This is a genomic window from Micrococcus sp. 63XJN7_8_ISO-PGPR-S23-253, assembly GCF_056173425.1.
In genome coordinates this window covers 1-26,918 of record NZ_CM149673.1, presented here as the reverse complement: position 1 = coordinate 26,918, position 26,918 = coordinate 1, and the positions used below count along the sequence as shown (strand labels likewise).

Genomic DNA, 26,918 nt, shown 5'->3' with positions numbered 1-26,918 from the left:
CCATGACCCTCGTCCTCCGCTACGCCGCCCGCTCCGACGTCGGCCGCGTCCGTGCCAAGAACGACGACTCCGCCTACGTGGGCCGTCATCTGGCCGTGCTCGCGGACGGCATGGGCGGGCACGTGGGCGGCGACGTGGCGAGCGCGTCCACGGTGCTGGACCTGGCCCCGCTGGATGCGGTGGGCTACGAGGACCCGGCCACGGTGCTGCCGGACGAGATCCAGAACGCCAACCTGATCCTCAACGAGCTGGTGCACGCCAACCCCAAGCTCGCCGGCATGGGCACCACGTGCACCGCCGGCCTGCTCGCGGGGACCACGCTGTACATGGCGCATATCGGCGACTCCCGGGCCTACCGGCTCGCGGACGGCGAGTTCTCCCAGGTCACCACGGACCACACGTTCGTGCAGAAGCTCGTGGACGAGGGGCGTCTCGAGGCCGGGGAGGCCCCGTTCCACCCGAACAAGAACGTGCTCATGCGCGTGCTCGGCGACGTGGACGCCTCCCCCGAGCTGGACGTGTTCGAGGTGCCCGTCGCCCCCGGAGAGCGCTGGCTGTTCTGCTCGGACGGCCTCACGGACGTGGTCTCCCCCGAGAAGATCCACGAGGTGCTGCGGGACTCGGAGGCTCTCAACCAGGCCGTCGACACCCTCGTGGACCTGACCCTCAAGGGCGGTGCCCCGGACAACGTCACCGTGGTGGCGTTCGAGATCGCGGAGGGCACGGCGGAGGAGCTGGCCCCCGTCCCGGACGTCCACCTGTCCGAGCAAGCCCTCGCCGCGGCCCACCCGCCCGAGGTCGGCCCGGTCTCCGGCCTGCTGCTGCGCGAGGACCTGGACGCACGACCCCACCTGCTCGTCGGCGCGGCCTCCAACGCCGTGAAGACCGATCGCATCCCCGTGGTCACCCGCAGCTCCACGCGCCGCCGCGCCGCCGCCCTGCTCGGCGAGACGCCCGTGCCGGAGAACCGTCCCCGGCGCACCGCGGCCGTCCTGACGGACGGGCAGGATCCCGACGCCGCCCCGCGTCCGGACGCGTCCGCCCCGCCCGCCGCGCCGAGCGGCACCGCGGTCGCCGCCGGCTCCTCCGCCGCCACACCGACCGCCACCGCTGCCGACCACCCGTCCGACGAGGCCGCCGAGGCCTCGACCACGGCCCCCACCCCGGCCCCGGCGCCCTCCGGGCCCGCCGGCGGCTCCGAGGGCAGGGCCGCGCGTCGGCGGCGTGGGAAGGACGACCGCCCGGTGCAGTACCGCCGCGGCTGGTTCATCCCCGTGTTCACCACGCTGCTCGCCCTCACCCTCGCGGCCGTGGCCGTGTGGGGCTACCTGTGGACCCAGACGCAGTACTACGTGGGGGCCAACGACGGCCGGATCGCCGTGTTCAAAGGCGTCTCCCAGCGGCTGGGCCCGCTCGAGCTGTCCCACGTGGACCGCCAGACCGACCTCCCGGTGGACGCGCTGCCCGCATACGCACGCGACCGCGTGAACGCCGGCATGGCCGCCCGGGACGTGGACCACGCGGAGCAGATCGTCGCCGAGCTGCGCGACTCGCTGCACCCGAACGCCCCCGCCCCCGCCGGTGAGCCCTCCGAACGGGCCCAGCCGAGCGCGACGCCGTCGTCGTCCTCCGCCCGCCCCTCCGACGCGTCCGGCTCCGCCGCGCCGACGAGCCCGGCGGTGTCCCCGAGCGCGACGGGAGGTGAGGCCCCGTGACCGAGGTGATCTCCCCCGCGCGCCCGCGCCGGAACATCGAACTGGTCCTGCTGCTGGCCGCCCTGGCCATCGCCCTGGGGGCGGACCTGCTGGGCACGATCGGCACGGACGCCGCGTTGGACTCCACCGCCTGGGTGCCCCTGGGCGTCTTCGGCGCCGCCACCCTCGTGCTGCACGTGGTCCTGCGGCTGCGCGCCCCGTACGCGGACCCGTTCATGCTGCCGATCACCGCCCTGCTCAACGGGCTGGGCCTGGCCATGATCCACCGGCTGAGCCAGGACGCCGCGATGGCCAACCCCACCTCGCAGCTCGTGTGGTCCGTCCTGGCCGTCCTGGTGGCCTCCGCCCTGGTGTTCCTGGTGCGCGACCACCGGGTGCTGCGTCGCTGGCCCTATCTGTTCCTCGCCGCGTCCGGCGTGCTGCTGCTCCTGCCGCTCGTGCCCGGACTGGGCCTGAGCATGTACGGGGCGCGGATCTGGATCGACGTCGGCTTCGGCACCTTCCAGCCCGGCGAGATCGCCAAGATCACGCTGGCCATCTTCTTCGCCGGCTACCTCTCCGCGAACCGCGACCTGATCCTGCTGGCCGGCCGCCGCGTGGGCCCGGTGACCTTCCCCCGCGCCCGGGACCTCGGCCCGTTGCTGGCCGGCTGGCTCCTGGCGCTCGGCGTGCTCGTGTTCCAGCGCGACCTGGGCTCGGCCCTGCTATTCTTCGGCATGTTCATGGCGATGCTCTACATCGCCACGTCCCGCGCCTCCTGGATCCTCCTCGGCCTGGGCCTGATCGCCTTCGGCGCGGCGCTGGCGTTCCTGTTCATGCCGCACGTGACCGCCCGGTTCGAGATCTGGCTGAGGGCCTTCGACCCCGAGATCTACCATCGCGACTTCGGCGGCTCCTACCAGGTGGTCCAGGGCCTGTTCGCGATGGCCTCGGGCGGGCTGATGGGCACCGGCCTCGGCGCGGGCAACCCCACCCAGGTGCCGCTGTCCTTCTCGGACATGATCCTCACGGCCATCGGCGAGGAGCTCGGCTTCGTGGGCCTGGCCGCCGTGCTCGTCCTGTACCTCCTGCTCGTCACCCGCATGATGCGCGCCGCCCTCGGCGTGCGCGACGCGTTCGGCAAGGTGCTCGCCTCCGGCCTGGCCTTCACCATGGCGTGGCAGGTGTTCGTGGTGATGGGCGGCGTGACCCTCGTGCTGCCGCTCACCGGCCTCACGACGCCGTTCCTCGCCGCCGGCGGATCGTCGCTGCTGGCCAACTGGATCATCGTGGGGCTCGTGCTGCGCATCTCGAACGCCGCCCGCCGTCCCGTGGTCGTGGACGGGATGGTCAACGCCTCCGGGCCCGGCGCCGGCCACCTCGACCCCGGCACGGCGCTCCCGGCGGCCGCTGTGCCCCCGGGAGGAGGTGAGGAGCGGTGAACGAGGCGATCCGACGCACGTGGACCGTCATGGCGGCCATGATCCTGGTGCTCGCGCTGGCTGCGTCCGTCATCCAGGTGCTGGCCGCGGACCAGCTCAAGACGCACGCCCTGAACTCGCGGCAGATGTTCCTGGAGTTCGGCGCCCCGCGCGGGCCGATCCTCGTGGACGGCGAGCCGATCGCCGAGTCCGTCCCCTCCGACGACGCGTACCACTACCAGCGCGTCTACCACGAGCCCGAGCTGTACGCCCCGCTCACGGGCTTCTACTCGCTCACCTACGGCACCGACGGGTTGGAGGCGGCCATGAACGAGCAGCTCTCCGGCACCCCCACGTCCCAGTTCGTGGACCGCGCCATGGAGATCATCACGGGTGCCACGCCCGAGGGCGACCAGGTGGAGCTGACGATCGACCCCGAGCTGCAGCGTCTGGCGTACGACGCGCTCCCGGACGGCGTGCGCGCCTCCGCCGTGGTCACGGACCCGACGACGGGCGAGATCCTGGCCATGGTGTCGAAGCCGGGCTTCGACTCCAACGCGCTCTCCTCGCACAGCGCGACCGAGGCGCAGTCGGCCATGGCCGCGATCGACCAGATCCCCGGCGCCAGCGCGTACCGCAACCGCGCCGCGGAGCAGCTCGTGTCCCCCGGCTCCACCTTCAAGCTGATCGACGCGGTGGCCATGCTCGAGTCCGGTGACTACACCCCGGACGGGACGGTGGACATCCCCGCCGCGTGGACGCTGCCCGGCACGACCACGGAGCTGCCCAACTACGACGGCTCACCGTGCAACACCGTGGGGCGTCAGACCCTCACGTGGGCGCTGGCGCAGTCCTGCAACACGCCGTTCGCCATGGCCGCCGTCGAGCTGGGCCAGGACCGGATCCGGGAGGTCGCCGAGCGGTTCGGCTTCAACGACTCCTTCGACTACCCGCTGCCCGTGACCGCCTCCGTGTTCCCCTCCGACCTGGACGACGCCGCGCTGGCGCAGTCCTCGATCGGCCAGCGGGACGTGCAGGCCACCGCGCTGCAGATGGCCATGGTGGCCGCCGGCATCGCGAACGACGGCGTGGTCATGGAGCCGCAGCTGATCAAGGCGGTCCGCCGTTCGGACCTCACCACGGTGCAGGAGTTCAGCCCCCGTGAGCGCGGCCGGGCCACGACCCCCGAGGTGGCCGGGCAGGTCTCGGACATGATGGTCTCGGCGGTGGAGGACGGCATCCTGGGATCCGTGCAGTCGGACACGGTGCGGATCGCGGCGAAGTCGGGCACGGCCGAGGTCGGAGACACGGGCAACGTGCACTCCTGGATCACCGGCTTCGACGCGAGCGAGAACCCTCGGGCGGCCGTGACGATCGTGGTGGAGGACGAGCCGCCGGGGGTTGGACATCAGACAATCGTCAGTGGCATGAAGGCAATCATGGAAGCGGTGGTCACGGAATGAGGCCGACATCGGGCATCACCCTCGGCGGCAGGTACCAGCTGACCGATCGCATCGCGATCGGCGGCATGGGCGAGGTGTGGAAGGCGCGGGACAAGGTCCTGGGCCGGAACACCGCCGTGAAGATCCTCAAGGAGGAGTACACGGGTGACCCCAACTTCCTGCGCCGCTTCCGGGCGGAGGCCCAGCACACCGCGCTGCTGAACCACCCCGGCGTCGCCAACGTCTACGACTACGGCGAGGAGGAGGGCTCCGCCTACCTCGTCATGGAGCTCGTGCCCGGCCAGCCGCTGTCCTCCATCCTCGAGAAGGAGAAGGTGCTCTCCCCCGAGCGGACCCTGCGGATCATCGCGCAGACGGCGGCCGCGCTCTCGGCGGCCCACGCCCAGGGGCTCGTGCACCGCGACGTCAAGCCCGGCAACCTCATGATCACGCCCACCGGCCGGGTGAAGGTGACGGACTTCGGCATCGCGCGCCTGGCGGACCAGGTCCCCCTCACGGCCACCGGCCAGGTGATGGGCACCGCCCAGTACCTCGCGCCCGAGCAGGCCACGGGGCAGCAGGCCACCGGCTCCTCCGACCTCTACTCGCTGGGCATCATCGGCTACGAGGCCCTCGCCGGGCATCGCCCGTTCACGGGCGAGTCCCAGATCGCGATCGCCCTCGCCCAGGTCAACGACACCCCGCCGCCCCTGCCGGACACCGTCCCGGCCCCGGTGCGCGCCCTGATCATGTGCATGCTCTCGAAGGACCCCAAGGAGCGGCCCTCGGACGCGACCGCGCTCTCGGAGGCCGCCGACGCGCTGCGCCGCAAGGACACCCGCGGCGCCGTGGAGGCCGTGCCCGGCCTGGCCGTCTTCCTCGAGGAGCAGGGCGTGGCCGACCCCTCGGGCGCCGAGACCGCTCCCCTGGACTACGACGGCATGCGCACCACCCATCCCCGCGCCGAGGGCACCCGGACGGACGGCTCCCCCGCCACCGCGGCGCTGCCGGTGACCGCGGCCCAGCCCCGCACCGACGACGACGCCCGCGGCCCCGGCGCCGCCGGTGCGGCGGCCGTGGGCGCGGCCGGTGCGGCCGGCGCCGCCGCGAGCGCGAGCACACGCGACCACGAGATCGCCGCCGTGCGCGACCCGCAGACCCGCCCGGGCGACGTCGTGGATCCGGGCCCGCCCGCCGGGGGCGGCTCCGCGCCCGCCCGCCGGCGACGCGCCAACCGCTGGCCGCTGTGGGCACTGCTCGGGCTCGTGGTGTTCGCCCTGCTGGGGGCGCTGCTGTGGCCGCTGCTCACGGGTGGCCGCGGCGTCGGAGGCTCGGCGCCGGCGACCTCGCAGGAGGAGTCGTCCGTGCGCGTGGACCCGGAGGCGTACAGGGGTCGCCCCGTGAGCGAGGTGCGCACCGAGCTCGAGGGCCTCGGCCTGGCGGTGCGCGAGGAGGACCGCGACGCGCAGAGCCCGCAGGGCACCGTCGAGGAGATCAACCCCGTCGGGGCGCTGCGGCGCGGTGAGACCGTCACGCTGGCCGTCTCCACCGGTGAGGGCGTCATCCCGGAGGGCCTCGTGGGCCAGCCCGTGGAGAGCGCGATCCAGACGCTGCGCGACCGCGGCTTCACCGTGGACCGGGTGGACGACCCGTCCGCCGACGGCGCCGACGGCGAGGTGGTGCGCGTGGTGCCCGGCGAGGGTGAGCGTCACCGCTACGACACGCACGTGCAGCTGATCGTGGCCACCGGCGGGTCCGACGCCGCGCCGACCCGCGAGGCGTCCCAGCCCGCCTCGGACCCGGAGCCCAGCGCGTCGGAGGAGCCGAGCGCCGAGCCGAGCCCGTCGGCCTCGGACGAGCCCAGCCCGTCCCCCACCGCCGAATCCCCGACGGCCACCGCCGACCCGGAGCCCACGCCGGAGCCGTCCGAGGAGCCGACGACGCCCACGGGGGATCCGACGACGGAGTCCTCCGGGGAGTCCACGGCGCCGACGGGCGAGCCCACCACCGACCCGTCCGCTGACGCGCGTGGCGCGGAGGCCTCGTCCGCCGACGCCACGCCCTCCGCCTGAGCGGCGGGCGGGACGAGCACGCGGACGTGTCTGTGGACGAGCAGAGGACCCTGAACGGGCGGTACCGGATCGGTGAGCTGATCGGGCGCGGCGGCATGGCGGACGTCTTCCGCGGCGAGGACCTGCGGCTGCACCGCCCGGTGGCGGTCAAGCTGATGCGCCGGGACCTGGCGCGCGACCCGCACTTCCAGGCGCGCTTCCGCAAGGAGGCACGCTCGGCGGCCTCCCTGAACCACCCCTCGATCGTCTCGGTGTACGACACGGGCGAGGTCTCCCTCGAGGACGGCCTCCATCCGGTGGACTGCCCGTTCCTGGTGATGGAGCTCGTCTCCGGCCGGACGCTGCGGGAGATCCTGCACGCCGAGGGCGCCGTGGGCACGGACCGTGCCGTGGCCTGGACCCGGGGCGTGCTGGAAGCGCTCGAGCACGCGCACGAGGAGGGCATCGTCCACCGCGATGTGAAGCCCGCGAACGTCATGGTCACGGAGACGGGCGCCGTGAAGGTGATGGACTTCGGGATCGCCCATGCGCTGGCCGACACCTCCGCCACCACGTCGCAGACCCAGGCCGTGGTGGGCACGGCCCTCTACCTGGCCCCCGAGCAGGCGACGGGCCGCACCGTGGACGGCCGCGCCGACCTCTACGCGGCCGGCTGCCTGCTGTTCGAGCTGCTCACGGGCCGACCCCCCTTCACGGGTGACACGCCGCTGGCCGTGGCCTACCAGCACGTGCGCGAGGAGCCGCCGGCGCCCTCCGACGTCGACCCCGACCTGCCGCCCGCGTTCGACCCCGTGGTGCTGCGCGCCCTGCGCAAGGATCCGGAGGACCGGTTCCCCACGGGCACCGCGTTCCTCGCGGCCCTCGAGGAGGCCGCCGCGGATCCGCACGCCGGCCCCGGCCATCACACCCCGCCGCACGATGGCGTCCCTCCCGCCCTCGTCGGCGCGGGCGGCGCGGTGCCGGGCGCCGCGGCCGCGGAGCACGGGGCCGACGACGCCGACGTGCCGACGGCCGCGGTCCCGCTGACCCGGCCGACACCCCCCGTCCCGGCCGAGCCGGACACCGCACAGCCCCAGGCGGCGAACCACGCCGTCGCGGGTGCGGGACTGCCCGGCGCCGCCTCGGCCGCGCAGCTGGCCGCCGCCGCCGCCATGGACGGTCCCCGCCCGGTGACGGCCGGCCAGCCCGTGACGCCGGGTGCGCCCGGTGCGGCCGCGACGCCCCGGCCCGAAACGGCGCCCGGGGACACGCCGGCACCGGCGACGGCCACACCCCGTCGCGTCCGCCGGCGCCTCCGCCGGCGCACGCTCCTGGCGGCCGGCGTGGTCCTGGTGGCGCTGGCCCTGGTCCTGGCGCCGTGGCTCGCGGCGGCCCTGCGCACCACGGTGGTGGTGCCCGCGGTGGTGGGGCTGCAGCAGGATGAGGCGGTCGCGGCGCTCGAGGACGCAGGCCTGGTGGCCATCGCCTCGTCCGCGTACATGGCCGACGCCCCGGACGGGACCGTCACCCAGAGCGACCCGCCGACGGGCACGGAGGTGCCTCGCGGGGCCGAGGTGCGGATCCGGGTGTCTCGCGGCAAGGAGGGCATCGCGCTGCCCGACTCCCTGCACGGGCTGTCCGAGGACGCGGCCCGCCGTGAGCTGGAAGGCCTGGGCCTGCGCGTCTCCTCCGTGCAGTACCAGGACGACGGCCGACTCGAGCGCGGGCTGCTCGCCCGCACCGACCCCGCGATGGGCACGCACGTGCCGCCCGGCTCCTCCGTGGTGCTGCACCTGTCCAGCGGCATGGTCGCCGTGCCGGACGTGGTGGGGATGAGCGCTCCGGACGCGCGGCGTCAGCTGGCGCTGAGCGCCCCCGAGCTGCGGGTGCGGATCCAGGACGAGGACGGCGCGACCACCGACACCGGCACGGTCGTGGCCCAGGATCCGCCCGCCGGCGTCCGCGTGGACAACCGTTCCTCCCTGACCCTGACGGCTTCCTCGTGGATCGCGCCCACGGTCGAGCCCTCCGAGCCGGCCCCGCCGTCCAGCGCGGCGCCCGAGCCCACGCCGTCGGCGTCCGCGTCACCGAGCCCCCCGCCGACGGAGAGCCCCGAGCCCTCCGAGAGCGCGGAGCCGTCACCCTCGCCGTCCGCCTCGGCCACGCCCAGCCCCGAGCCGACGACGACCGAGACGCCGTCGCCGACGCAGAGCCCGTCGCCGACGTCGGCGGCCCCGTCGGAGCCGACCGGGCAGCCGACGAGCACGTCGCCCACCGCGACGCCGGTGGACCCGCTGCCGACACTGACGCCGGACCCCGAGCCCTCGATCGATCCGCCGCCGTCCACCTGAGCGGACGGGGCGCCGTCGGACCCGCGAACCGGGCCCCGGGCCGGTCAGTCCTGGCGGACGAGGGGGGAGAGCCGGCCACCGCGCTCGGCGGCCCCGGAGAGCCCCACGGACTCGAGCCAGTTGCCGAGCATCCGGTAGCCGCCCTCGGTGAGCACGGACTCGGGGTGGAACTGCACGCCCCACAGGGGCGCGGTGCGGTGGGCCAGTCCCATCACGACGCCGTCCTCGGTCTCGGCGGTGATCTCCAGGACCGCCTCGTCCACGGTGGGCCGCACGGCGGCCAGCGAGTGGTAGCGGGTGGCGGTGAACGGCGAGGGGACGCCCTCGAACATGGGGTGCTCGCCGTGGCGGACCAGGGACGTCTTGCCGTGCATGAGGGACTCCGCGTGCGTCACGGTGGCGCCGAACGCCTCCGCGATGGCCTGGTGCCCCAGGCACACCCCGAAGAGCGGGCGGCCGCCGTCGGCGGCGGAGCGGATGAGGTCGAGGGAGACACCGGCGTCGGCGGGCGCGCCCGGCCCGGGCGAGATGAGCACCGCCGTGTGCTCGGCCGCGAGCTCGAGGGCGCGGGCGGGGGTGACCTCGTCGTTGCGGATCACGGTGGTGCGGGCCCCGAGCTGCTCGAGGTAGCCCACCAGGGTGTAGACGAAGCTGTCGTAGTTGTCGACGACGAGGACGGAGACCTCGGGGCTCTGCACGGGGGCGCTCTTTCCTCCCCGCCGCGGGGGAGCGGGGTGCATAGACTGGCCGGGCATGTCGCTGACCCCGGTCCTGGGCAGGTCAGCAGGATACCGTCCCCGCCCCGGTCTCCGCCGGTGGGGGCGCCCACCACCCCCCACCCGAGGAGAAGACCCGTGGCAGCACCCGCCGGCAAGCGCAAGGACTCGGCCCGTCGGAAGCGCGAGGAGCTCGAGGCCGCCCGCCGCAGCCGCTCCGCCGTGCGAACGGACCTCGGGGACGTGGGCCCGGGTCCGAAGCCCCTCTCCCCCGGGTACAAGGCCGTGATGTTCGGCCTGCTGATCCTCGGCCTGCTCTGGATCATCGTCTACTACCTGACCCAGGGTCTCTTCCCGATCGTGCAGATCGGCGGCTGGAACATCCTCGTGGGCTTCGGCCTCGCGCTCGTCGGGTTCCTGATGATGTCCCGCTGGAGCGAATGACACGCGTGTAGTTCTCCACAGCGGTGGACAACCCTGTGGATGAGGGATCCGCACGATCCGGCCCGGAGACGAGTTGTCCCCGGAGTTGTCCACAGGTGTGGACACCCCTGTGGGAAGAAGTGCACACCCGCCTGTGGAGAACTCCGGGGACGGCGGCCTAGCCGAGCAGGCCGGCCACCGTGACCCGTGCGGCGCCGAGCACCGTGAGCGCCGCCAGCGCCGCCGCCACGACCACGAGGCCGGCCACCTGGGCGCCCACGGACGGCACGCGCGCGCGGCCGGGGCTCAGCCCGCCGGCCAGGGAGAACACGACGGCGACGACGGCGCCCGTCAGCAGCCCGCCCACGTGCACCTGCCAGGCCACCCCGGGCAGCAGGAACGAGAACACGAGGTTCAGGCCGATCAGCACGGCGATCGAGCGCACCTGCCCGCCCCGCACCCGGGTGAGCAGGAACAGGGCCGCGAACATGCCGTACACGGCGCCGGACGCCCCGACGACGGGCTGCAGCGGGTCCGAGACCCACAGCGCGAACACCGCACCGCCCACGGCGGAGAGCACGTAGAGGGCGAGGAACCGCCACCAGCCCAGCGCGGGCTCGAGCACGCGCCCGATCACCCACAGCGCGAGCATGTTCAGCAGCAGGTGTGTGGGGCCGGAGACGTCGTGCACGAGCGCGTAGGAGGCCATCCGCCACGGCTCCATGCCGTACGGGGACGTGTAGAGCCCGGCGTACCAGAGCGCCTCGGTCACGCCGGACGCCTGATCCCGGGTCATCCACTGCGCCGCGTAGACCACCGTCGTGACCGCCAGCAGGATCCAGGTGACGGGCGAGGCGGCGAAGCCCGTCCGCCGTCGGGCCGGGACCGACGCGGCGGCGCCGGCGGGGGCCGCCGTCGGAGCGGGGCCGGCCACGACGCCGGACGCACAGTCCACGCAGACCGGTCCGGCCGCGGAGCCGGGACGCTGGCAGTCGAGACACGCGGGGCGCCGGCAGACGGCGCAGCGCACATACGCCGCACGGCCCGGGTGCCGCGGGCACACCGGGGGTGTGCCGTCCGCGGAGTCCGGGCCGTGCGGGTCAGAGGGGGTGGTGCTCACCGAGGGGCTACTCAGGCCTCGTCGATGTCGATGGACTCGATGACGACGTCCTCGAGCGGGCGGTCACGGGGATCGGTGGCGACGGCGTTGAGCTCGTCCACGACCTTCTGGGAGGCCTCGTCCTTCACCTCGCCGAAGATGGTGTGCTTGCCGTTGAGCCAGCCGGTGGGCACGGAGGTGATGAAGAACTGCGAGCCGTTGGTGCCGGGGCCGGCGTTGGCCATGGCCAGCAGGTAGGGGCGGTCGAACTGCAGCTCGGGGTGGATCTCGTCGCCGAACTGGTAGCCGGGGCCGCCGATGCCCATGCCGAGCGGGTCGCCGCCCTGGATCATGAAGTCCTTGATGATCCGGTGGAACACGGTGCCGGAGTACAGCGGGGCGCCGTTGTTCTTCTCACCGGTCTGCGGGTGGGTCCACTCCTGCTCGCCGGTGGCGAGGCCCACGAAGTTCTTCACGGTCTTCGGGGCGTGGTTGCCGAACAGCTCGACGACGATGTCGCCGTGGTTCGTGTGGATGGTCGCGGTGTGCGTCTTGTTCGCCATGCGCCCCATTGTTCCATCCGCGGCGGCGGGCCGTCCGGATCCCGCCGTCCGGGGTCGGGATCTTCCGCGATCGGCGTACGCACTCCCGGCGTGCCGGGACCCGTGCCACTGCGGGGGTCGGCCACTAGGCTGGCCCTCGAGGACCACCGCGTTCAACGACCATCCAGAACCCACGGGAGGCATCACATGGCTCGCAAGACCCTGCACGACGAGATCCAGCACGACGGCGGCACGAACACGTTCGTCGCACGCCAGGCGGAGAACCTGCGCCACTGGGCCGCCCCGAAGGTGGAGTCCACCCGCGCCTGGAGCGAGGTGGCCGCGGCCTACGGGCTGATCGGCGGCTCCGCCGCGGCCGAGGAGGGCCGCCGCAAGGCCCAGGACGCCAAGAAGGAGTACGGCCCCGTCGTCGAGCGCGGGGCACGGAAGGCCGGCGAGGCCGTCGCGCACCAGTACGGGCTGCTGGCCCCCGCCGTCGCCAAGGGTGTGGACACCGTCCAGGACTTCCTCGAGCACCTGCAGGCCCAGGCGCAGGACGCCGGCCACGACGTGCAGCAGCAGTTCGCCGCCGCGCGCAAGGACGCCGAGAAGGCCGCGAAGAAGGGTCGCCGGCGTGGGGGCCGCAAGGCCAAGCAGCTGCGCCGGGACGGCCGCCAGGCCGCCCAGGGCCTGCGCAAGGACGCGAAGAGGGCCGCCAAGGGCGCCCGCAAGGACGCGCAGCGGTCCGCCGCCCTGTTCAGCGACCGTGCCGGCCAGGCCAAGGACGCCGCCGCGGCGGGCGGCCTGACCCTCGCCGGTCTCCTCGCCACGGGCCTGTCCGCGCTGCAGGAGCAGGGCGGGAAGGTGGCCCCGCAGGTGCAGGCCCGCCTGGCCGACGCCGGTGACTACGCCCAGCGCCGCAAGGAGGAGGTCCTCCCCGTGGCCGCCGCCCGCCTGGCCGACGGCGCCGCGCACGCCCGCAAGACCGCCCACGACGTCGAGGTCCCGGACGCCCTGGAGCAGGCGCTGATCAAGCTCACCGGGGACAAGGCGATCGTGAAGCGCCTGCGCAAGGGTGCCGAGCAGTACGCCGGCGCGGCCGAGAAGGACCTGAACCGTGCCGCCGGTCGCCGGGCCTCTCGCTCGGGCGGCCGCGCCTGGATCGTCGCGGGCATGGCGGCCGCCGCGGCCGGCGCCGGCTACGCCCTGTGGCGTCTGACCAAGCCGGTGCAGGATCCGTGGACCGCCCCGGTCCCGGGCCCGATCACCGCGAACATCCCGGTGGTGGAGGCGAACAACCCCTACGCCCAGCAGCAGAAGGTCGTGGCCGAGGCCGGCTCGGCCGCGGCGGGCCAGGGCGTGCGGGTGGACACCGCCGCCCCGGACCCGGTGGCCGCTGCCAACGCGAAGGTGCTGGGCGTCCAGCCCGGGCAGCAGCGCTGACTCGCTTCCCCGCGCCCTGAGCGCGCAGCGGACGGCGCCCGGCCCGCGCATCCTCGGCAGGACCGAGGGGCGCGGGCCGTCGCGCGTCCGGGGGCCGGTCGGGGCGGGGCCCGGTGGGCGGCCGTCGAACGGGGCGCGGGCCTTGTCCGCCGCCGGGAGCACGCGGGAGGCTGGGACTGCCCGGGATCCCGACGCCGGGCGGAGGAGTGATCCGCATGAGCACGACCCTGACCCTCTTCGGCCACTCGGCCGTCCGCCTCGAGAAGGCCGGCCGACGCCTCGCGTTCGACCCCGGCGCGTTCAGCGACGCGGCGGTCCTGGACGGCGCCGACGCCGTCCTCGTGACGCACGGCCACCCGGACCACGTGGTCCCCGAGCAGCTGGCCAGGGCCGTGGCCGGCACGGAGGCGCACGTGTGGGCGCCACGGGACCTCACGGGTCCGCTGGCGGAGGCGGGACTCGACGCCGGGCGAGTGCACACGGCCGTCCCCGGGGAGACGTTCGAGGCCGCCGGCTTCCGGGTGGAGGTGCTCGGCGGGGAGCACGCGGTGATCCACGCCGAGGTGCCGCGCCCGGTCAACGTGTCCTACCTCGTGGACGGGGCCGTGCTGCACCCCGGCGACTCGTTCACGGTGCCGGACGCCGACGTCGAGGTGCTCCTGCTGCCCGCCGCGGCACCGTGGCTGCGCATCGCGGACGTGGTGGACCAGATGCGGGCCATCGCGGCCACGCACACCCGCCCCATCCACGACGGCATCCTCAGCGAGGACGGCAAGGGCGTGGTGGACGGGGTGCTCTCGGGGCTCGCCGAGGGCGTGACCGACTACCGGCGCTTGGCCCCCGGGGAGCCCTGGACGTTCTGAGGCACGGGGAGGCGGCGGCCGGCCCGGGGCCGGTCACCAGCTGAGGGTGATCTCCAGCTCGGCGTCGCCGCCCTCCTCGACCTCGAGCTCCACCTCGAGGCCCACGCGGTCCGGGACGGTGACGACGACGTCGCGGCCGCCGTGCTCGATCCGCACCTCGTTCTGCCGGGAGAGCTGGTCGGCGAGGTCGCGCAGGCGTGAGGCGGCCTGCTCGCGGCTGAGGGTCTGCTGCTGCTCGTGCTCGAAGAGGTCCTTGCCCATGGCACCGACGGTAGTCGGTGGGCGGGGTGCGCGCGACGGACGGGCCCCGGCGCGGCCGACGCCGGGGCCCGTGCGGGTCAGCGGGACGCGGGCGGGGCGACGGCGGGGTTCTCGTCGCGGTGGATCTCGAAGCCGGGTGCCCGGTAGGTGGGCTCCCGGCGCTTGAGGGCGCGGATGACGAGCAGGGTCACCGGCACGATGAGGATCTCCACGAGCGTCTTGTAGCCGAAGCCGGTCACCGTGTAGTTCGCCAGTTCCAGCAGCGAGATGGTGCCGGCGTAGGCGATGGTGCAGAAGATCAGGGTGTCGAAGAACTGGCCGACCACGGTGGAGAGGATGAGCCGGAACGCCACGTGCCGTTCCTTCATGCGCTCCTTGAGGCGGACCACGATGGACGCGTTGAGCAGGGAGCCCACGAGGAACGCGACGAAGCCGGCCACGGTGATCCGCAGCATGGGCGCGAGGGCCTGGTCCCACACCTCGAAGCCCTCGACGGGCGTGGTCCAGGAGACCACCGTGTAGGTGAGGGCGGCGAGCACGAGCATCGCGAAGCCGAGGACGATGGCCCGGCGGGCCCGGCGCCAGCCGTACACCTCGGCGAGGATGTCACCGACGATGTACGCGAACGGGAACAGGAAGGCGCCGCCGTCGAAGATGAGGGGGCCGCCGTCGTAGAAGAGGTCGGAGACGACCGGGACGGTGGGGCCGTAGAAGAGCTTGGCCGCGGTGACGCCGGAGAGGATGAGGAGGGCGATGAAGACGCCCACGAAGATGTCGTAGTAGCTCGCGGGCACCCGGGCGTAGGCCGGGGTGCCCTGCCCAGAGGCGGGCCGGACGGGGGGCTGGGGTTCGATGGTGGTGTTCACCGGACCATCCAACACCACGCACGACGGCGACGGGCGCGGTGGGCGGGTCCGGCGGCGGGGGGTCGGGGCAGGCCGTGCCCGTCCTTCCGTGGGCAGAAACGCCCTCTCTTCTGCCCACGGGGCCCGAAGTCCTGCGGTTTGTGCCCCAGGAGCCCCCGGGTCGCCGGTTTCTGCCCACGGTGCCGGCGCCGGCGGCCACCCCGGACATGCGGAAGGGCCCGGGGGTCTCACGACTCCCGGGCCCTTCATCGGTGGAGGCAAGGGGACTCGAACCCCTAACCCCCTGCTTGCAAAGCAGGTGCGCTACCAATTGCGCCATGCCCCCGTGAGGACCGGTCAGTCCTCCGGTGCCGGCTCGACGCCGTCCGCGTCCTCCGGCAGGTCGTCCGTGGCCGTGGCCCAGACGTCCTTCCCCGCACTGTTCTCCCGCCAGAGACGCGCCCCATAGGCGGCTGCCGCGGCGCCGACCACGAGGGCCACGCGTGCCAGTCGACCCATGGGAAGACCTCCGGAGACGAACGGAGCCCCAGCGGACCGGGGCTCTGTGTGGTGGGAGTGGGCGTACCAAGACTTGAACTTGGGACCTCTTCGTTATCAGCGAAGCGCTCTAACCGCCTGAGCTATACGCCCTCACCGTCGGTCACGGCTGACGCCGTTCACAACAGGAGATAACTGTACAGGAACGGCGACGCCCCGCGCAAATCCGCGCGGGGCGTCGGCGAGGGTCGGCTCAGTCGTCCGCCAGCGTGACGCCGATGCCGCCCACGAGGCTCGCGCAGAGGTTGTAGAGCAGCGCGGCCAGGGTGGCCAGGGCGGTCAGCAGGATGACGTTGACCACGGCCAGCACGGTGGCCAGCGAGGTCACGGTGCTCAGCGGGGCCAGGGACGCCACGGTGTAGCGCCCGGCCTCAGAGCCGAGCACAGTGCCGATCACGTCGTTGACCCTGTCGAAGATCCCGAGGACGTCGGACAGCGAGTACAGCGCCACCGCCGCCACCACCGTGAGGATGCCCAGCGCCACCGAGAGCAGGAACGCCAGCTTCAGCACGGACCACGGATCCACCCGGGTCAGCACCAGGCGGGCGCGGCGCACCTTGGCCTTCGGGACGGCGCGGACCAGGTCCTCCTGCGAGGACCCGCTGGCCTTGCGCACCGGACGGCCGGACCGCGGCCCGGCGGCCTTCCCGGTGCTCCGTCCCTGGCCGGGACGCGACGACGCGGACGTGCTCACTGCTCTCCTCCGTCTGCACCCTCACCGGCGTCCTGCGTCAGGACGTCCTCCGGTGCGGCTACGGGGTCGGTCGGGTCGATGTCTGCGTCCAAGGGTACATCCGGCCCCGCTTCGGCCTCGGCGTCCGCCTTCGCCTCCATCTCCTGCTCGTTGTTCAGGGTGACGGCGACGATCCGGTCCCGCTTGTCCGGCTTGGCGAAGATCACGCCCATCGTGTCGCGGCCCTTGGCCGGCACGCCGGCGACGGCGGAGCGCACCACCTTGCCCGAGGCCATCACCACGAGGACCTCCTGGTCCTCGCGCACCACGAGACCGCCGGCGAGCTCGCCGCGGTCGTCCACGAGCTTGGCGACCTTGATGCCGAGGCCGCCGCGGTTCTGCAGGCGGTACTCGTCCACGTGGGTGCGCTTGGCGAAGCCGCCGTCCGTGACGGTGAAGACGTAGCCGTCCTCCTCCACCACGTCCATGGTCAGCAGGGAGTCGTCGTCGCGGAACTTCATGCCGGTCACGCCCGAGGTCGCACGGCCCATGGGACGCAGCGCCTCGTCCGTGGCGGTGAACCGCAGGGACTGGCCCTTGTGCGAGATCAGGATGAGGTCGTCGTCGGGCGAGACCACGCGGGCCGAGACCAGCTCGTCCCCCTCGCGCAGCTTGATGGCGATCAGGCCGGCGGTGCGGTTCGTGTCGTAGTCCAGCAGCGGCGTCTTCTTCACGAGGCCGCCGCGCGTGGCGAGCACGAGGTACGGGGCCCGGCCGTAGTCCACGAGCGGCTGGATCTGGGCGATCCGCTCGTCCGGCTGGAACGCGAGCAGGTTGGCCACGTGCTGGCCCTTCGCGTCGCGGCCGGCCTCGAGCAGCTCGTACGTCTTGATGCGGTACACGCGGCCGAAGTTCGTGAAGAACAGCAGCCAGTGGTGCGTGGACACGGTCAGGAAGTGCTCGACGACGTCGTCGCCGCGCAGCGTCGCCCCGCGCACGCCCTTGCCGCCGCGCCCCTGGGACCGGTACTGGTCGATCCGAGTGCGCTTGACGTAGCCGCCGCGGGTGATGGAGACGACCATCTCCTCCTCGGGGATCAGGTCCTCGATGGACATGTCCCCGTCGAAGCCGGCCATGATCTCGGTGCGGCGGTCGTCGCCGTGCTTGGCCACGATCTCGGCGAGCTCCTCGGAGATGACCTCGCGCTGACGCTGCGGGGACTCCAGGATCCGGTTGTACTCGGCGATCTTCGCCATGAGGTCGTCGTACTCGTCCTGGATCTTCCGGGACTCCAGGGCGGCGAGCTGGCGCAGCTGCATCTGCAGGATGGCCTGGGCCTGGACGTCGTCGATGTCCAGGAGGTCCTTGAGGGCCTCCCGGGCCACGTCCGCCGAGGCCGAACGGCGGATCGTCGCGATGACCTCGTCCAGCATGTCCAGCGCCTTGAGCAGGCCGCGCAGGATGTGCGCGCGCTCCTCGGCCTTGCGCTTGCGGAACGCGGTGCGGCGCACGATCACGTCGATCTGGTGCTTCACCCAGTGGTGGACGAAGCCGTCCAGGGACAGGGTGCGTGGCACGCCGTCCACGAGCGCGAGCATGTTCGCCGAGAAGTTCGACTGCAGCTCGGTGTGCTTGTAGAGGTTGTTCAGCACCACCTTGGCCACGGCGTCGCGCTTGAGCACGATCACCAGGCGCTGGCCGGTGCGACCCGAGGTCTCGTCGCGCATGTCCGCGATGCCGTTGATCTTGCCGTCCCGCACCATCTCCGCGATCTTCGCGGCGAGGTTGTCCGGGTTGGTCATGTAGGGCAGCTCGGTGACCACGAGGCACGTGCGGCCCTGGATCTCCTCCACGTTGACCACGGCCCGCATGGTGATGGGGCCGCGGCCGGTCCGGTAGACCTCCTCGATGCCCTTGCGGCCCAGGATCTGGGCGCCCGTGGGGAAGTCGGGGCCGTGCACGCGGGCCAGGAGCGCCTCGAGCAGCTCCTCGCGGGTGGCCTCGGGGTGCTCGAGGTACCACTGCACGCCCGCGGCCACCTCGCGCATGTTGTGCGGCGGGATGTTCGTGGCCATGCCGACGGCGATGCCCGAGGAGCCGTTGACCAGCAGGTTCGGGTACCGGGAGGGCAGGACGACGGGCTCCTGCTGCTTGCCGTCGTAGTTGTCCTGCATGTCGACGGTGTCCTCGTCGATGTCCCGGACCATCTCCATGGCCAGCGGGGCCATCTTGGTCTCGGTGTAGCGCTGGGCGGCCGCGCCGTCGTTGCCCGGGGAGCCGAAGTTGCCCTGGCCGAGCGCCAGCGGGTAGCGCTGGACCCAGTCCTGGATGAGGCGCACGAGGGCGTCGTAGATCGCGGTGTCGCCGTGCGGGTGGTAGTTGCCCATCACGTCGCCCACCACGCGGGCGGACTTGTTGAAGGCGCGGTCCGGGCGGTAGCCGCCGTCGTACATCGCGTAGAGCACACGACGGTGCACCGGCTTGAGGCCGTCGCGCACGTCCGGCAGCGCGCGGCCGACGATCACGGCCATCGCGTAGTCCAGGTACGAGCGCTTCATCTCCGACTCGAGGTCGACGGGCTCGACCTTGTCGGCGGCGCCCTCGGGGAGCACGTAGTGCTCGACCTCGATGTCCAGGCCGGTCTGCGGGGTCCCCGGGGTCGGGGCGCCCTCGACGGGCTCGTCCGGGGTCTGGGGGGTGGTCTCGTCGCTCACGCGGGTCCTCTCGTGCTCCCCTCAGGCGGGGAGGTGGTCGGCTCAGGCAGGTCTGCGGGTCCGGCTCAGACGTCCAGGAAGCGGATGTCCTTGGCGTTCTGCTGGATGAAGCTGCGGCGGGACTCCACGTCCTCGCCCATCAGCATGGAGAAGACGGCGTCCGCGGCGGCGGCGTCCTCCATGGTCACCTGCAGCAGGGTGCGGTGCTCCGGATCCATGGTGGTGTCCCACAGCTCCTGGTAGTTCATCTCGCCCAGGCCCTTGTAGCGCTGCACCCCGTTGTCCTTGGGGTAGCGCCAGCCCTTGGCCAGGCCGGCCTCGACGGCGGCGTCGCGCTCCTCGTCCGAGAACACGTAGTCGTGCGGGGCGTTGGACCACTTGATGCGGTACAGCGGCGGCTGCGCGAGGAACACGTGGCCGGCCTCGATGAGCGGGCGCATGTACCGGAACAGGACGGTCAGCAGCAGCGTGGTGATGTGCTGGCCGTCCACGTCCGCGTCCGCCATGAGCACGATCTTGTGGTACCGCAGCTTGGAGATGTCGAACTCCTCGCCGATGTTGGTGCCGAACGCCGTGATCATCGACTGGATCTCGGCGTTGCCGAGGGCCTTGTCCAGGCGGGCGCGCTCCACGTTCAGGATCTTGCCGCGCAGCGGCAGGATGGCCTGCGTCTCCGGGTTGCGGCCCTGCTTGGCCGAGCCGCCGGCGGAGTCGCCCTCCACGATGTACACCTCGCAGCGCTCGGGGTCCTTCGAGGAGCAGTCGGCCAGCTTGCCGGGCATGCCGAAGGACTCCAGCGGGGACTTGCGGCGCGCGTTGTCCCGGGCCTTGCGGGCAGCCAGGCGGGCGTGCGAGGCCATGATGGCCTTGCGGATGATCTCCTTGGCCGGGCCCGGATTGCGCTCGAACCAGTCGCCGAGGTGGTCCGTGACCGCCTTGGACACGAACCCGCGGGCCTCGGAGTTGCCGAGCTTGGTCTTGGTCTGGCCCTCGAACTGCGGCTCGGAGAGCTTCACGGAGATCACGGCCGTCAGGCCCTCGCGGATGTCCTCGCCCGAGAGGTTGTCCTCCTTGGGCTTGAGGATCTCCTTCTCCCGCGCGTAGCGGTTGACCAGGGAGGTCAGCGCGGCGCGGAAGCCCTCCTCGTGGGTGCCGCCCTCGTGGGTGTTGATCGTGTTCGCGTAGGTGTGCACGGACTCCGAGTAGGCGGAGGTCCACTGCATGGCCACCTCGACGGCCATGGAGCGGCCGTCCGAGGCGTCCTCGGCCTCGAAGGCGATGACGTCGTCGTGGACGTACTCGACCTTCTTGGCGGAGTTGAGGTGCTGGACGTAGTCGAGCAGGCCGTTCTCGTACAGGTAGGTGACGGAGCGGCGCTGGGGCTCCTGCTCCGCGTCCTCCGCCAGGCCGTTCTCCGCGACGTCCTCGCCGGCGGCGCCCTCGCCCGCGATCTCGTCGTCGACGACCTCGTTGGACTCCTGGACGCGCTCGTCCGTGAGGGTGATGCGCAGGCCCTTGTTGAGGAAGGCCATCTGCTGGAAGCGGGCGCGCAGGGTCTCGTAGTCGAACTCGATCGATTCGAAGATCTCCGCGTCCGGGTAGAACGTCTGCACGGTGCCCGTGGCGTCCGTGGCCTCCCCCTTGACCAGCTCGCCCTGGGGCACGCCGCCGTCCGCGAAGGACATGCGCCACACGTGCCCCTGACGGCGGACCTCGGTGTCCACGCGGCGGGAGAGCGCGTTGACCACGGAGATGCCCACGCCGTGCAGGCCGCCCGAGACGGCGTAGCCGCCGCCGCCGAACTTGCCGCCGGCGTGCAGGATCGTCATGACGACCTCGACGGTCGGCCTCCCCTCGGTGGGGTGCAGGTCCACGGGGATGCCGCGGCCGTCGTCCGCCACGCGCACGCCGCCGTCGGCCTGCAGCGTGACGTCGATGCCGGTGGCGTAGCCGGCCAGCGCCTCGTCCACGGAGTTGTCCACGACCTCGTACACGAGGTGATGCAGGCCCCGCGGGCCGGTGGAGCCGATGTACATGCCGGGGCGCTTGCGGACGGCCTCGAGGCCCTCGAGCACGGTGATGGCGCTGGCGCCGTACTCACCGGGCACCTTCCGGTCCTTCACCGGGGCCTCGGGCTGCCCGACGGCGTCCGGCACGGCCTCCGGGTTCGGCGCGGCCGACGCGGCGGTCGGCTCCTCCGCGGGGTTCTCGGGCATGGCGTCAACCACGGGTGGCTCACTTCCTCGGACGTCGGCGGCAGGGTCGACCCGCGCGCGGGCGCGCGACGCCGCCCGGACAGGACCGGCACGCGACACGCTCCCGCAGCTCCACGGGGGCGGGGGACGGACGACGGCCGGCCCCCTCTCACTGGTCCCAGTGTACCGCCTGACACCCCGAGGGCCCGCATCGACGGGGGTCCGCCGCGGGAGAACACCCGCTCAGCGGCCAGGGACACGGCTCAGGACGCGCGCGGGAGACCGCCCATGCCTCCCGGGCCGTCACCGACCCTGTGAGCGCGCCAGAGCGGCGCCCATGGCCTCGCGGTGTCCGGGACCTCGTCGGGCGGCGCGGGGTGGCCGCGGACTCAGCCGTAGGTGTCGCGCGGCCCCCGGCCGCCGCGCACGGTGCGCGGCCCCTTGCGCCAGCTCGGGGCCTGCGGCCCCGCCACCTCGATGCGGGTCACGACGCCGGGCCCGAGCGCCTCGTCGAAGCGCTGCAGGAGCACGGGGCTCATCAGGCGCAGCTGCGTGGCCCACGCGGTGGAGCTCGTGCGGACCCGCACCACGGAGTCCTCGAAGCTCTCCGGGCGGCAGTGCAGCGCGATCTCCGGCCCCACCAGCTCGGCCCAGCGGGTGAGCACGGAGCCGACCGCCACGGGGGTGGACCAGCCGCGGTCGCGGATGAGCCGGCCGAACACGGTGGACACCGTGGCCGGGTCCCGGTCCGCACCCCCGAACGGGCGCCGACGGTCCTGCCGCTCCCGGCCGGCCGACGTCGTGCCCGCCATGGCCCCGGCCAGGCCCGCGCCCGTCCCCCGCGCCCGCAGCGGCGCCTCGCCCCGCTCCCGGGCGGCCTCGCGGGCCCGGCGCAGCTGCACGAGCGCCAGGTCCGGCCGGTCCGGCTCGAACGGGGCGGGGGTCTCAGCCATCGGCCCCGCCCTCGCGCCGGGGCTCGCGGATGTCGCCCTCCACGGGGGCCGCGGCGGCCACGGCCTCGGAGCCCTCCGCGTCCTGGCGGATGAGCACGCGGTGGGCCGTGAGCTCCTCGGGGACGTCCTCGAGCGCGGCGGCCGTGACGATCACCTGCTCGGCCCGGTGGACGAGCGCGGCGAGGCGGCGACGACGGGCGGCGTCGAGCTCCGCGAACACGTCGTCCAGGATCAGGACGGGCCGGGCGTCGGGGTCCGGGTCGTCGGCCACGAGCACGTCGTAGGCCGCCATGCGCAGGGCGAGCGCCAGCGACCACGTCTCCCCGTGGGAGGCGTAGCCGCGCGCGGGCGCCGGGCCCAGGAAGAGGGCGAGCTCGTCCCGGTGCGGGCCCACCAGGGTGAGCGACCGTGCCCGTTCCTCCTCCCGCTGGGCCTCGAGCGTCCGGCGCATGTCCGCGGCCAGGTCCGCCACGGCCGGGACCTCCGCGTGGGTGCCGCGGGCCAGCGGGACGGTGGACTCGTAGGCGTAGGCCGCCGCCTTGGAGCCGTTGGTCAGCGCCGCGTACATCTCCTGGAGGGGGCGGGCCAGCAGGCGCAGCACGTGCAGGCGGCCGTGGAGCAGGCGGGCGCCGGCGGCGCAGAGGTGCTCGTCCCAGACGGCGAGCGTCGCGTCCTCCTCGGGGCCCCAGCGGCGAGAGCCGCGGCCCGACTTGAGCAGGGCGTTGCGTTGGCGCAGCACGCGTTCGTAGTCGGCGGCGGCTTCGCCGAGCGCCGGACGCAGCTGCACCATGAGCTGGTCGAGGAGACGACGGCGCCCACCCGGCTCCCCCGTCACGAGGCTCAGGTCCTCCGGGGCGAAGACCACGGTGCGCAGGATCCCGAGGCCCTCCTTCGCCCGCACGGGGGCGCCGCGGTTGATGGTCACCCGGTTGGACCGGCCCGGCAGGATCTCCAGCTCGAGGGCGACGGTGCGGGAACCGCGGTGCACGCGCCCGGCGATCCGGGCCCGGTCCCGACCGAAGCGCACGAGCTGCGCGTCCGAGCTGACCCGGTGGGACTGCTGGGCGCCGAGGTAGCCGATCGCCTCCACGAGGTTGGTCTTGCCCACCCCGTTGGCCCCGAGCAGCACCGTGGACCCCGGCGTCAGCTCCAGGTCGGCCCAGCTGTAGGACCGGAAGTCCGCGACGGTGAGGTGGGACAGGTACACGGGAGCGTCCGGCCCCCTGCGTCAGGCGATGCGCACCGGCATCACGAGGTAGCGGTAGTCGGAGACGACGCCGTCCTCCTGGTTCACGCCGGTGAGCAGGGCGGGCTTGGGCGCGGACGTGAAGGCGAAGCGCACCTGCGGCTGGTCCACCACGGCCAGGCCCTCGGAGAGGTAGGACGGGTTGAACGCCACGGTGATGTCCTCGCCCTCGAGCGTGCACGGCACGGACTCGTTGGCGCTCGCGTCGTCGCCGGTGCCGGCGTCCAGGGTGACCTGGCCCTCCGTGAACACCATGCGCAGGGCGGTGTTGCGCTCGGCCACGAGGGCCACGCGGCGGGACGCCTCGACCAGGGCGGCGGTGTCCACCACGGCCTGGATGGGGCTGGACTCGGGGAAGAGCGAGCGGATCTTGGGGTACTCGCCGTCCACGAGCACGGAGGTGGTGCGGCGGCCACCGGAGGCGAAGCCCACGAGGTCGGCGGTCTGACCGAGCAGGATCTCCAGGTCGCCGCCGGAGCCGAGGGACTTGGCGACCTCGGTGAGCGTGCGCGCCTTGATGAGCAGCGACGTCGAGATGGACGGGTCCGCCGGGGTCCAGCGGATCTCCTTCATGGCCAGCCGATAGCGGTCCGTGGCCAGGAAGGTCATGGTGTCGCCCTCGATCTCCACCTTCACGGCGGTGAGGATCGGCAGGGTGTCGTCCTTGGAGGCGGCGACGGTGACCTGGGCGACGGCGTGGGCGAACGCGGCCCCGTCCACGGTGCCTGCGGGGGCCGGCAGCTCGGGCAGGGCCGGGTAGTCGCCGACGGGCATGGTGGCCAGGGAGAAGCGGGAGGAGCGGCAGGTGACGAGCACCTTGCCGCCGTCGAGCTCCACCGTGACCTGGGCCTGCGGCAGGGAGCGGACGATGTCGTTCAGCAGACGGCCGGAGACGAGCACCTGGCCCGCGGTCTCGACGTCCGCCTCGATCTCCAGGCGCGCGGAGGTCTCGTAGTCGAAGCTCGCGATGGACACCACGCCGGCCTCGGCCGTGATCAGCAGGCCCGAGAGCACCGGCACCGGCGGGCGCGGGGACAGGGAGCGGGCGGCCCAGGAGACGGCGTCGGTGAGGATGTCGCGTTCGACGGTGAACTTCACGAGCTGCACTGCCTCTCTGGGGGTGATGACGGGGATTGCGGGCCCGGGGGGAACGGCGACACGCGGGCCTCAGCATAGGCGGTCCGCGCGGACGGTGTCAGGTCGGAAGCGAATGACAAGCGTGTGATTCCAAGGATTCTGAGCGCTCGGGCGCAGCCCGGGCACTCGAGGTGCTCCACGCGGTGCGGGGCCGCGGAGATGATGTTGCTTGGCGGAATCTCTCCAGAGGGATCAGAAGGAGTGGTAGCGGGTGTGGATCCTGTGGAGAACGCCGTTCTGCCGCGTCAGCATGCGGATCCGGTTGGGGGAACCGTGTGGACGCCCGCTCGTTCGGGGTGTGCATCCGGTGTGGACGAGCCCCGGAGCTCCTCGCCCCGCTCTGCACAGGGTCGACCGGAGTTGTCCAGACTCATCCCCGGATCCACCCCCCAGTTGTCCACATTCCTGTCCACAGGGCGCGTCCACACCCGTCGAAACCCGCGAGATCATGCGGTTTTCAGCTGTGGAGATCTGTGGATACATGTGGACCACCGAATGACACCCGTGTGATTCACCAGCCTGTGCACCGTCGTCGTCCCCAGGGGTGTGGACGCGGCGTGAGCGGCCTGATTCCGCCATCCACAGGGGCGGAGGTTGTCCACAGCACCGGGGGTTCTCCACAGAGTTGTCCACACCGGTGGACAATGTGGAAGAAGGGTCGAGTCCCGGTCGAAGGTTCGAACCGGGACTCGAGGGTGGGACAGCGGGTGGCTCAGGCGCCCAAGGGTGGGACAGCGGGTGGCTCAGGCGCCGCGCTGTTTCCGCTTGATCTCGTTGGTGAGCTCGGTGACCTGGTTGTAGATCGTCCGCCGCTCGGCCATCAGCTCGCGGATCTTGCGGTCCGCGTGGATGACGGTGGTGTGGTCGCGGCCGCCCAGGACCTGACCGATCTTGGGCAGGGACATCTCGGTCAGCTCGCGCAGCAGGTACATGGCGATCTGCCGCGCCGTCACCAGCGTGCGGGTGCGGGACTTGCTGGTCAGCTCCTCGAGGGTCAGATTGAAGTACTCCCCCGTGGCGTGCAGGATCAGCTCCGGGGTGATCTCGTGCGCCGTCTCGTCCGTGATCAGGTCCTTGAGCACATGCTCGGCCAGCTCGATGTCCACGGTCTGCCGGTTGAGCGAGGCGAATGCGGTCACGCGGATCAGCGCGCCCTCGAGCTCGCGGATGTTCGTGGAGATGCGCGAGGCGATGTACTCCAGCGCCTCCGGCGGGGCCACAAGCCCCTCGGCCTCCGCCTTCTTCCGGAGGATCGCGATGCGCGTCTCGAGGTCCGGCGGCTGGATGTCCGTGATCAGCCCCCACTCGAAGCGGGAGCGCAGCCGGTCCTCGAACCCGGAGAGCTGCTTGGGCGGCAGGTCCGAGGTGATGACCACCTGCTTGTTGTTGTTGTAGAGCGTGTTGAAGGTGTGGAAGAACTCCTCGACCGTCGCCTCCTTGTCCGCCAGGAACTGGATGTCGTCGATCAGCAGGATGTCCACGTTGCGGTAGACCTGCTTGAACGAGGCGCCCTCGTCGTGGCGGATGGAGTTGATGAAGTCGTTGGTGAACTCCTCCGAGTTCACATACCGCACCCGCAGGCCCGGGTAGAGGCGGCGGGCGTAGTGGCCGATCGCGTGCAGCAGGTGCGTCTTGCCCAGGCCGGACTCGCCGTAGATGAACAGCGGGTTGTACGCCTTCGCCGGCGCCTCGGCCACCGCGTTCGCGGCGGCGTGCGCGAACCGGTTGGACGAGCCGATCACGAACGTCTCGAAGTGGTAGCGGTCGTTGAGGCGGCTGGTCTCCGCGGACGTCGACGGCGGCGCGGGGGTCGGCTTGCCGTTCCCGCTCGGGGCCGCGGTCGCGGCGGGCACGACGTCGGCCGGCGGCTCGATGCGGAAGCCCGGCAGCTCCTCGGCGACGGCGCGGCGGGAGGTGGCGGCGGTCGCGGCCGGGGGCAGCTCGACGTCCGGCGCCGCGGCGCCGGACGGCCCGCCGGCGAGGGAGGAGCGGCGGGCCTCGGAGGAGGGGGTCCGCGGCGGCTGCAGGTTCGCGTCGATCGAGATGGCCAGCAGGATCTCCTCGCGGAACTCCTTGGTCAGGGCGTCCGTGAGGGCGTCGGCCACCTGGGTGCCCTGGAGCGTCTCGCGGGTGGTCTCGTTCGGCACGGCCAGCAGGAGCGTGTTGCCGATGAGGCCCTGCGGCTGGGCCAGGTAGACGAAGCCCATGAGGCGGGCGCTGACCCGCGCGTCGTCCTCGAGGGAGCCCACGACGGAGCGCCACGAGCTGAGCACGGCCTGGTCTGCCACCAC

At 72.8% G+C, this 26,918-nt stretch carries 21 protein-coding genes and 2 tRNA genes; 8 read left to right on the top strand and 15 right to left on the bottom strand.

Translation table 11 applies throughout. The features are described 5' to 3' along the window. The first annotated feature begins 2 nt into the window (after nucleotides 1-2). Genes AC0VX4_RS00115 through AC0VX4_RS00095 form a run of 5 tightly spaced genes read left to right on the top strand, consistent with a single transcriptional unit; the run spans nucleotide 3 to nucleotide 8,959 of the window. Nucleotides 3-1,715 (top strand): PP2C family protein-serine/threonine phosphatase, encoded by a 1,713-nt coding sequence (locus AC0VX4_RS00115; RefSeq protein ID WP_206399796.1) that lies wholly within the window; start codon nucleotides 3-5, stop codon nucleotides 1,713-1,715. Next, entirely contained in the window at nucleotides 1,712-3,136 is a 1,425-nt protein-coding gene (locus tag AC0VX4_RS00110; protein WP_060774520.1) for an FtsW/RodA/SpoVE family cell cycle protein, read from the top strand. The genes AC0VX4_RS00115 and AC0VX4_RS00110 overlap by 4 nt, the downstream gene beginning before the upstream one ends. Beyond that, nucleotides 3,133-4,578 carry a peptidoglycan D,D-transpeptidase FtsI family protein gene (locus tag AC0VX4_RS00105; RefSeq protein ID WP_049161442.1) on the top strand — a complete coding sequence of 482 codons (1,446 nt, stop codon included), beginning with the start codon at nucleotides 3,133-3,135 and terminating at the stop codon, nucleotides 4,576-4,578. Before AC0VX4_RS00110 ends, AC0VX4_RS00105 begins: the two co-directional genes overlap by 4 nt. Next, complete coding sequence (locus tag AC0VX4_RS00100) at nucleotides 4,575-6,629, top strand: protein kinase domain-containing protein (RefSeq protein WP_363738487.1); 2,055 nt, start codon at nucleotides 4,575-4,577, stop codon at nucleotides 6,627-6,629. Before AC0VX4_RS00105 ends, AC0VX4_RS00100 begins: the two co-directional genes overlap by 4 nt. A gap of 32 nt (nucleotides 6,630-6,661) precedes the next feature. Then, entirely contained in the window at nucleotides 6,662-8,959 is a 2,298-nt protein-coding gene (locus AC0VX4_RS00095) for a protein kinase domain-containing protein (RefSeq protein ID WP_206407445.1), read from the top strand. A 44-nt stretch (nucleotides 8,960-9,003) separates the two neighbouring features. Here the strand turns inward: AC0VX4_RS00095 and AC0VX4_RS00090 are convergent, their stop codons facing one another. Next, entirely contained in the window at nucleotides 9,004-9,657 is a 654-nt protein-coding gene (locus tag AC0VX4_RS00090; RefSeq protein ID WP_002858195.1) for an anthranilate synthase component II, read from the bottom strand. A gap of 156 nt (nucleotides 9,658-9,813) precedes the next feature. Between AC0VX4_RS00090 and AC0VX4_RS00085 the strand changes: the two genes are divergently transcribed. After that, nucleotides 9,814-10,119 carry a cell division protein CrgA gene (locus AC0VX4_RS00085; protein ID WP_060775353.1) on the top strand — a complete coding sequence of 102 codons (306 nt, stop codon included), beginning with the start codon at nucleotides 9,814-9,816 and terminating at the stop codon, nucleotides 10,117-10,119. A 157-nt stretch (nucleotides 10,120-10,276) separates the two neighbouring features. On the opposite strand, the gene AC0VX4_RS00080 is transcribed toward AC0VX4_RS00085, so the two are convergent. Together AC0VX4_RS00080 and AC0VX4_RS00075 are read right to left on the bottom strand one after the other, a co-directional pair. After that, nucleotides 10,277-11,053: a rhomboid family intramembrane serine protease gene (locus tag AC0VX4_RS00080; RefSeq protein WP_060775352.1), complete on the bottom strand. Its 777-nt coding sequence runs from the start codon at nucleotides 11,051-11,053 to the stop codon at nucleotides 10,277-10,279. A gap of 176 nt (nucleotides 11,054-11,229) precedes the next feature. After that, nucleotides 11,230-11,760, bottom strand: coding sequence for a peptidylprolyl isomerase (locus tag AC0VX4_RS00075; protein ID WP_010079725.1), 531 nt, complete (start codon nucleotides 11,758-11,760; stop codon nucleotides 11,230-11,232). Nucleotides 11,761-11,946: 186 nt separating this feature from the next. Here AC0VX4_RS00075 and AC0VX4_RS00070 point away from each other — a divergent pair, with 186 nt between their 5' ends. Next, nucleotides 11,947-13,182 (top strand): hypothetical protein, encoded by a 1,236-nt coding sequence (locus tag AC0VX4_RS00070; protein WP_475464433.1) that lies wholly within the window; start codon nucleotides 11,947-11,949, stop codon nucleotides 13,180-13,182. Between the two features lie 215 nt (nucleotides 13,183-13,397). Then, on the top strand, nucleotides 13,398-14,045 hold the full coding sequence (locus AC0VX4_RS00065; protein WP_144825027.1) for an MBL fold metallo-hydrolase: 648 nt from the start codon (nucleotides 13,398-13,400) through the stop codon (nucleotides 14,043-14,045). Nucleotides 14,046-14,078: 33 nt separating this feature from the next. Here AC0VX4_RS00065 and AC0VX4_RS00060 read toward each other — a convergent pair whose 3' ends face one another. From AC0VX4_RS00060 to dnaA, 12 genes are all read right to left on the bottom strand, one after another. Then, a complete protein-coding gene (locus tag AC0VX4_RS00060; protein ID WP_475464432.1) occupies nucleotides 14,079-14,306 on the bottom strand; it encodes an amphi-Trp domain-containing protein in 228 nt (75 codons plus the stop codon). Between the two features lie 77 nt (nucleotides 14,307-14,383). Beyond that, on the bottom strand, nucleotides 14,384-15,172 hold the full coding sequence (locus tag AC0VX4_RS00055; RefSeq protein WP_475464431.1) for a queuosine precursor transporter: 789 nt from the start codon (nucleotides 15,170-15,172) through the stop codon (nucleotides 14,384-14,386). 252 nt (nucleotides 15,173-15,424) lie between these two features. After that, a tRNA-Ala gene (locus AC0VX4_RS00050) sits at nucleotides 15,425-15,497 on the bottom strand. A gap of 11 nt (nucleotides 15,498-15,508) precedes the next feature. Then, nucleotides 15,509-15,670 (bottom strand): hypothetical protein, encoded by a 162-nt coding sequence (locus tag AC0VX4_RS00045; RefSeq protein WP_010079767.1) that lies wholly within the window; start codon nucleotides 15,668-15,670, stop codon nucleotides 15,509-15,511. A 58-nt stretch (nucleotides 15,671-15,728) separates the two neighbouring features. Then, nucleotides 15,729-15,802 (bottom strand) — tRNA-Ile (locus AC0VX4_RS00040). A gap of 100 nt (nucleotides 15,803-15,902) precedes the next feature. Beyond that, nucleotides 15,903-16,403, bottom strand: coding sequence for a DUF3566 domain-containing protein (locus tag AC0VX4_RS00035; RefSeq protein ID WP_049161422.1), 501 nt, complete (start codon nucleotides 16,401-16,403; stop codon nucleotides 15,903-15,905). After that, entirely contained in the window at nucleotides 16,400-19,096 is a 2,697-nt protein-coding gene (gyrA, locus tag AC0VX4_RS00030; RefSeq protein WP_475464430.1) for a DNA gyrase subunit A, read from the bottom strand. Before gyrA ends, AC0VX4_RS00035 begins: the two co-directional genes overlap by 4 nt. 65 nt (nucleotides 19,097-19,161) lie before the next feature. Beyond that, a complete protein-coding gene (gene gyrB, locus AC0VX4_RS00025; protein WP_475464429.1) occupies nucleotides 19,162-21,312 on the bottom strand; it encodes a DNA topoisomerase (ATP-hydrolyzing) subunit B in 2,151 nt (716 codons plus the stop codon). Nucleotides 21,313-21,680: 368 nt separating this feature from the next. Then, on the bottom strand, nucleotides 21,681-22,244 hold the full coding sequence (locus AC0VX4_RS00020) for a DciA family protein (RefSeq protein WP_475464428.1): 564 nt from the start codon (nucleotides 22,242-22,244) through the stop codon (nucleotides 21,681-21,683). Then, nucleotides 22,237-23,451, bottom strand: coding sequence for a DNA replication/repair protein RecF (recF, locus tag AC0VX4_RS00015; RefSeq protein ID WP_475464427.1), 1,215 nt, complete (start codon nucleotides 23,449-23,451; stop codon nucleotides 22,237-22,239). The genes AC0VX4_RS00020 and recF overlap by 8 nt, the downstream gene beginning before the upstream one ends. 21 nt (nucleotides 23,452-23,472) lie before the next feature. Further along, on the bottom strand, nucleotides 23,473-24,588 hold the full coding sequence (dnaN, locus tag AC0VX4_RS00010) for a DNA polymerase III subunit beta (protein WP_049161451.1): 1,116 nt from the start codon (nucleotides 24,586-24,588) through the stop codon (nucleotides 23,473-23,475). 782 nt (nucleotides 24,589-25,370) lie between these two features. Further along, entirely contained in the window at nucleotides 25,371-26,918 is a 1,548-nt protein-coding gene (gene dnaA, locus AC0VX4_RS00005; protein ID WP_065572740.1) for a chromosomal replication initiator protein DnaA, read from the bottom strand.

What these genes read in the sequence shown, in the direction of transcription:
- AC0VX4_RS00115 (WP_206399796.1), top strand. Translation starts at nt 3, where the DNA reads ATGACCCTCGTCCTCCGCTACGCCGCCCGCTCCGACGTCGGCCGCGTC.
- AC0VX4_RS00100 (WP_363738487.1), top strand. Translation starts at nt 4,575, where the DNA reads ATGAGGCCGACATCGGGCATCACCCTCGGCGGCAGGTACCAGCTGACC.
- AC0VX4_RS00075 (WP_010079725.1), bottom strand. Translation starts at nt 11,760, where the DNA reads ATGGCGAACAAGACGCACACCGCGACCATCCACACGAACCACGGCGAC.
- gyrB (WP_475464429.1), bottom strand. Translation starts at nt 21,312, where the DNA reads ATGCCCGAGAACCCCGCGGAGGAGCCGACCGCCGCGTCGGCCGCGCCG.
- AC0VX4_RS00070 (WP_475464433.1), top strand. Translation starts at nt 11,947, where the DNA reads ATGGCTCGCAAGACCCTGCACGACGAGATCCAGCACGACGGCGGCACG.
- AC0VX4_RS00065 (WP_144825027.1), top strand. Translation starts at nt 13,398, where the DNA reads ATGAGCACGACCCTGACCCTCTTCGGCCACTCGGCCGTCCGCCTCGAG.
- AC0VX4_RS00060 (WP_475464432.1), bottom strand. Translation starts at nt 14,306, where the DNA reads ATGGGCAAGGACCTCTTCGAGCACGAGCAGCAGCAGACCCTCAGCCGC.
- AC0VX4_RS00045 (WP_010079767.1), bottom strand. Translation starts at nt 15,670, where the DNA reads ATGGGTCGACTGGCACGCGTGGCCCTCGTGGTCGGCGCCGCGGCAGCC.
- AC0VX4_RS00020 (WP_475464428.1), bottom strand. Translation starts at nt 22,244, where the DNA reads ATGGCTGAGACCCCCGCCCCGTTCGAGCCGGACCGGCCGGACCTGGCG.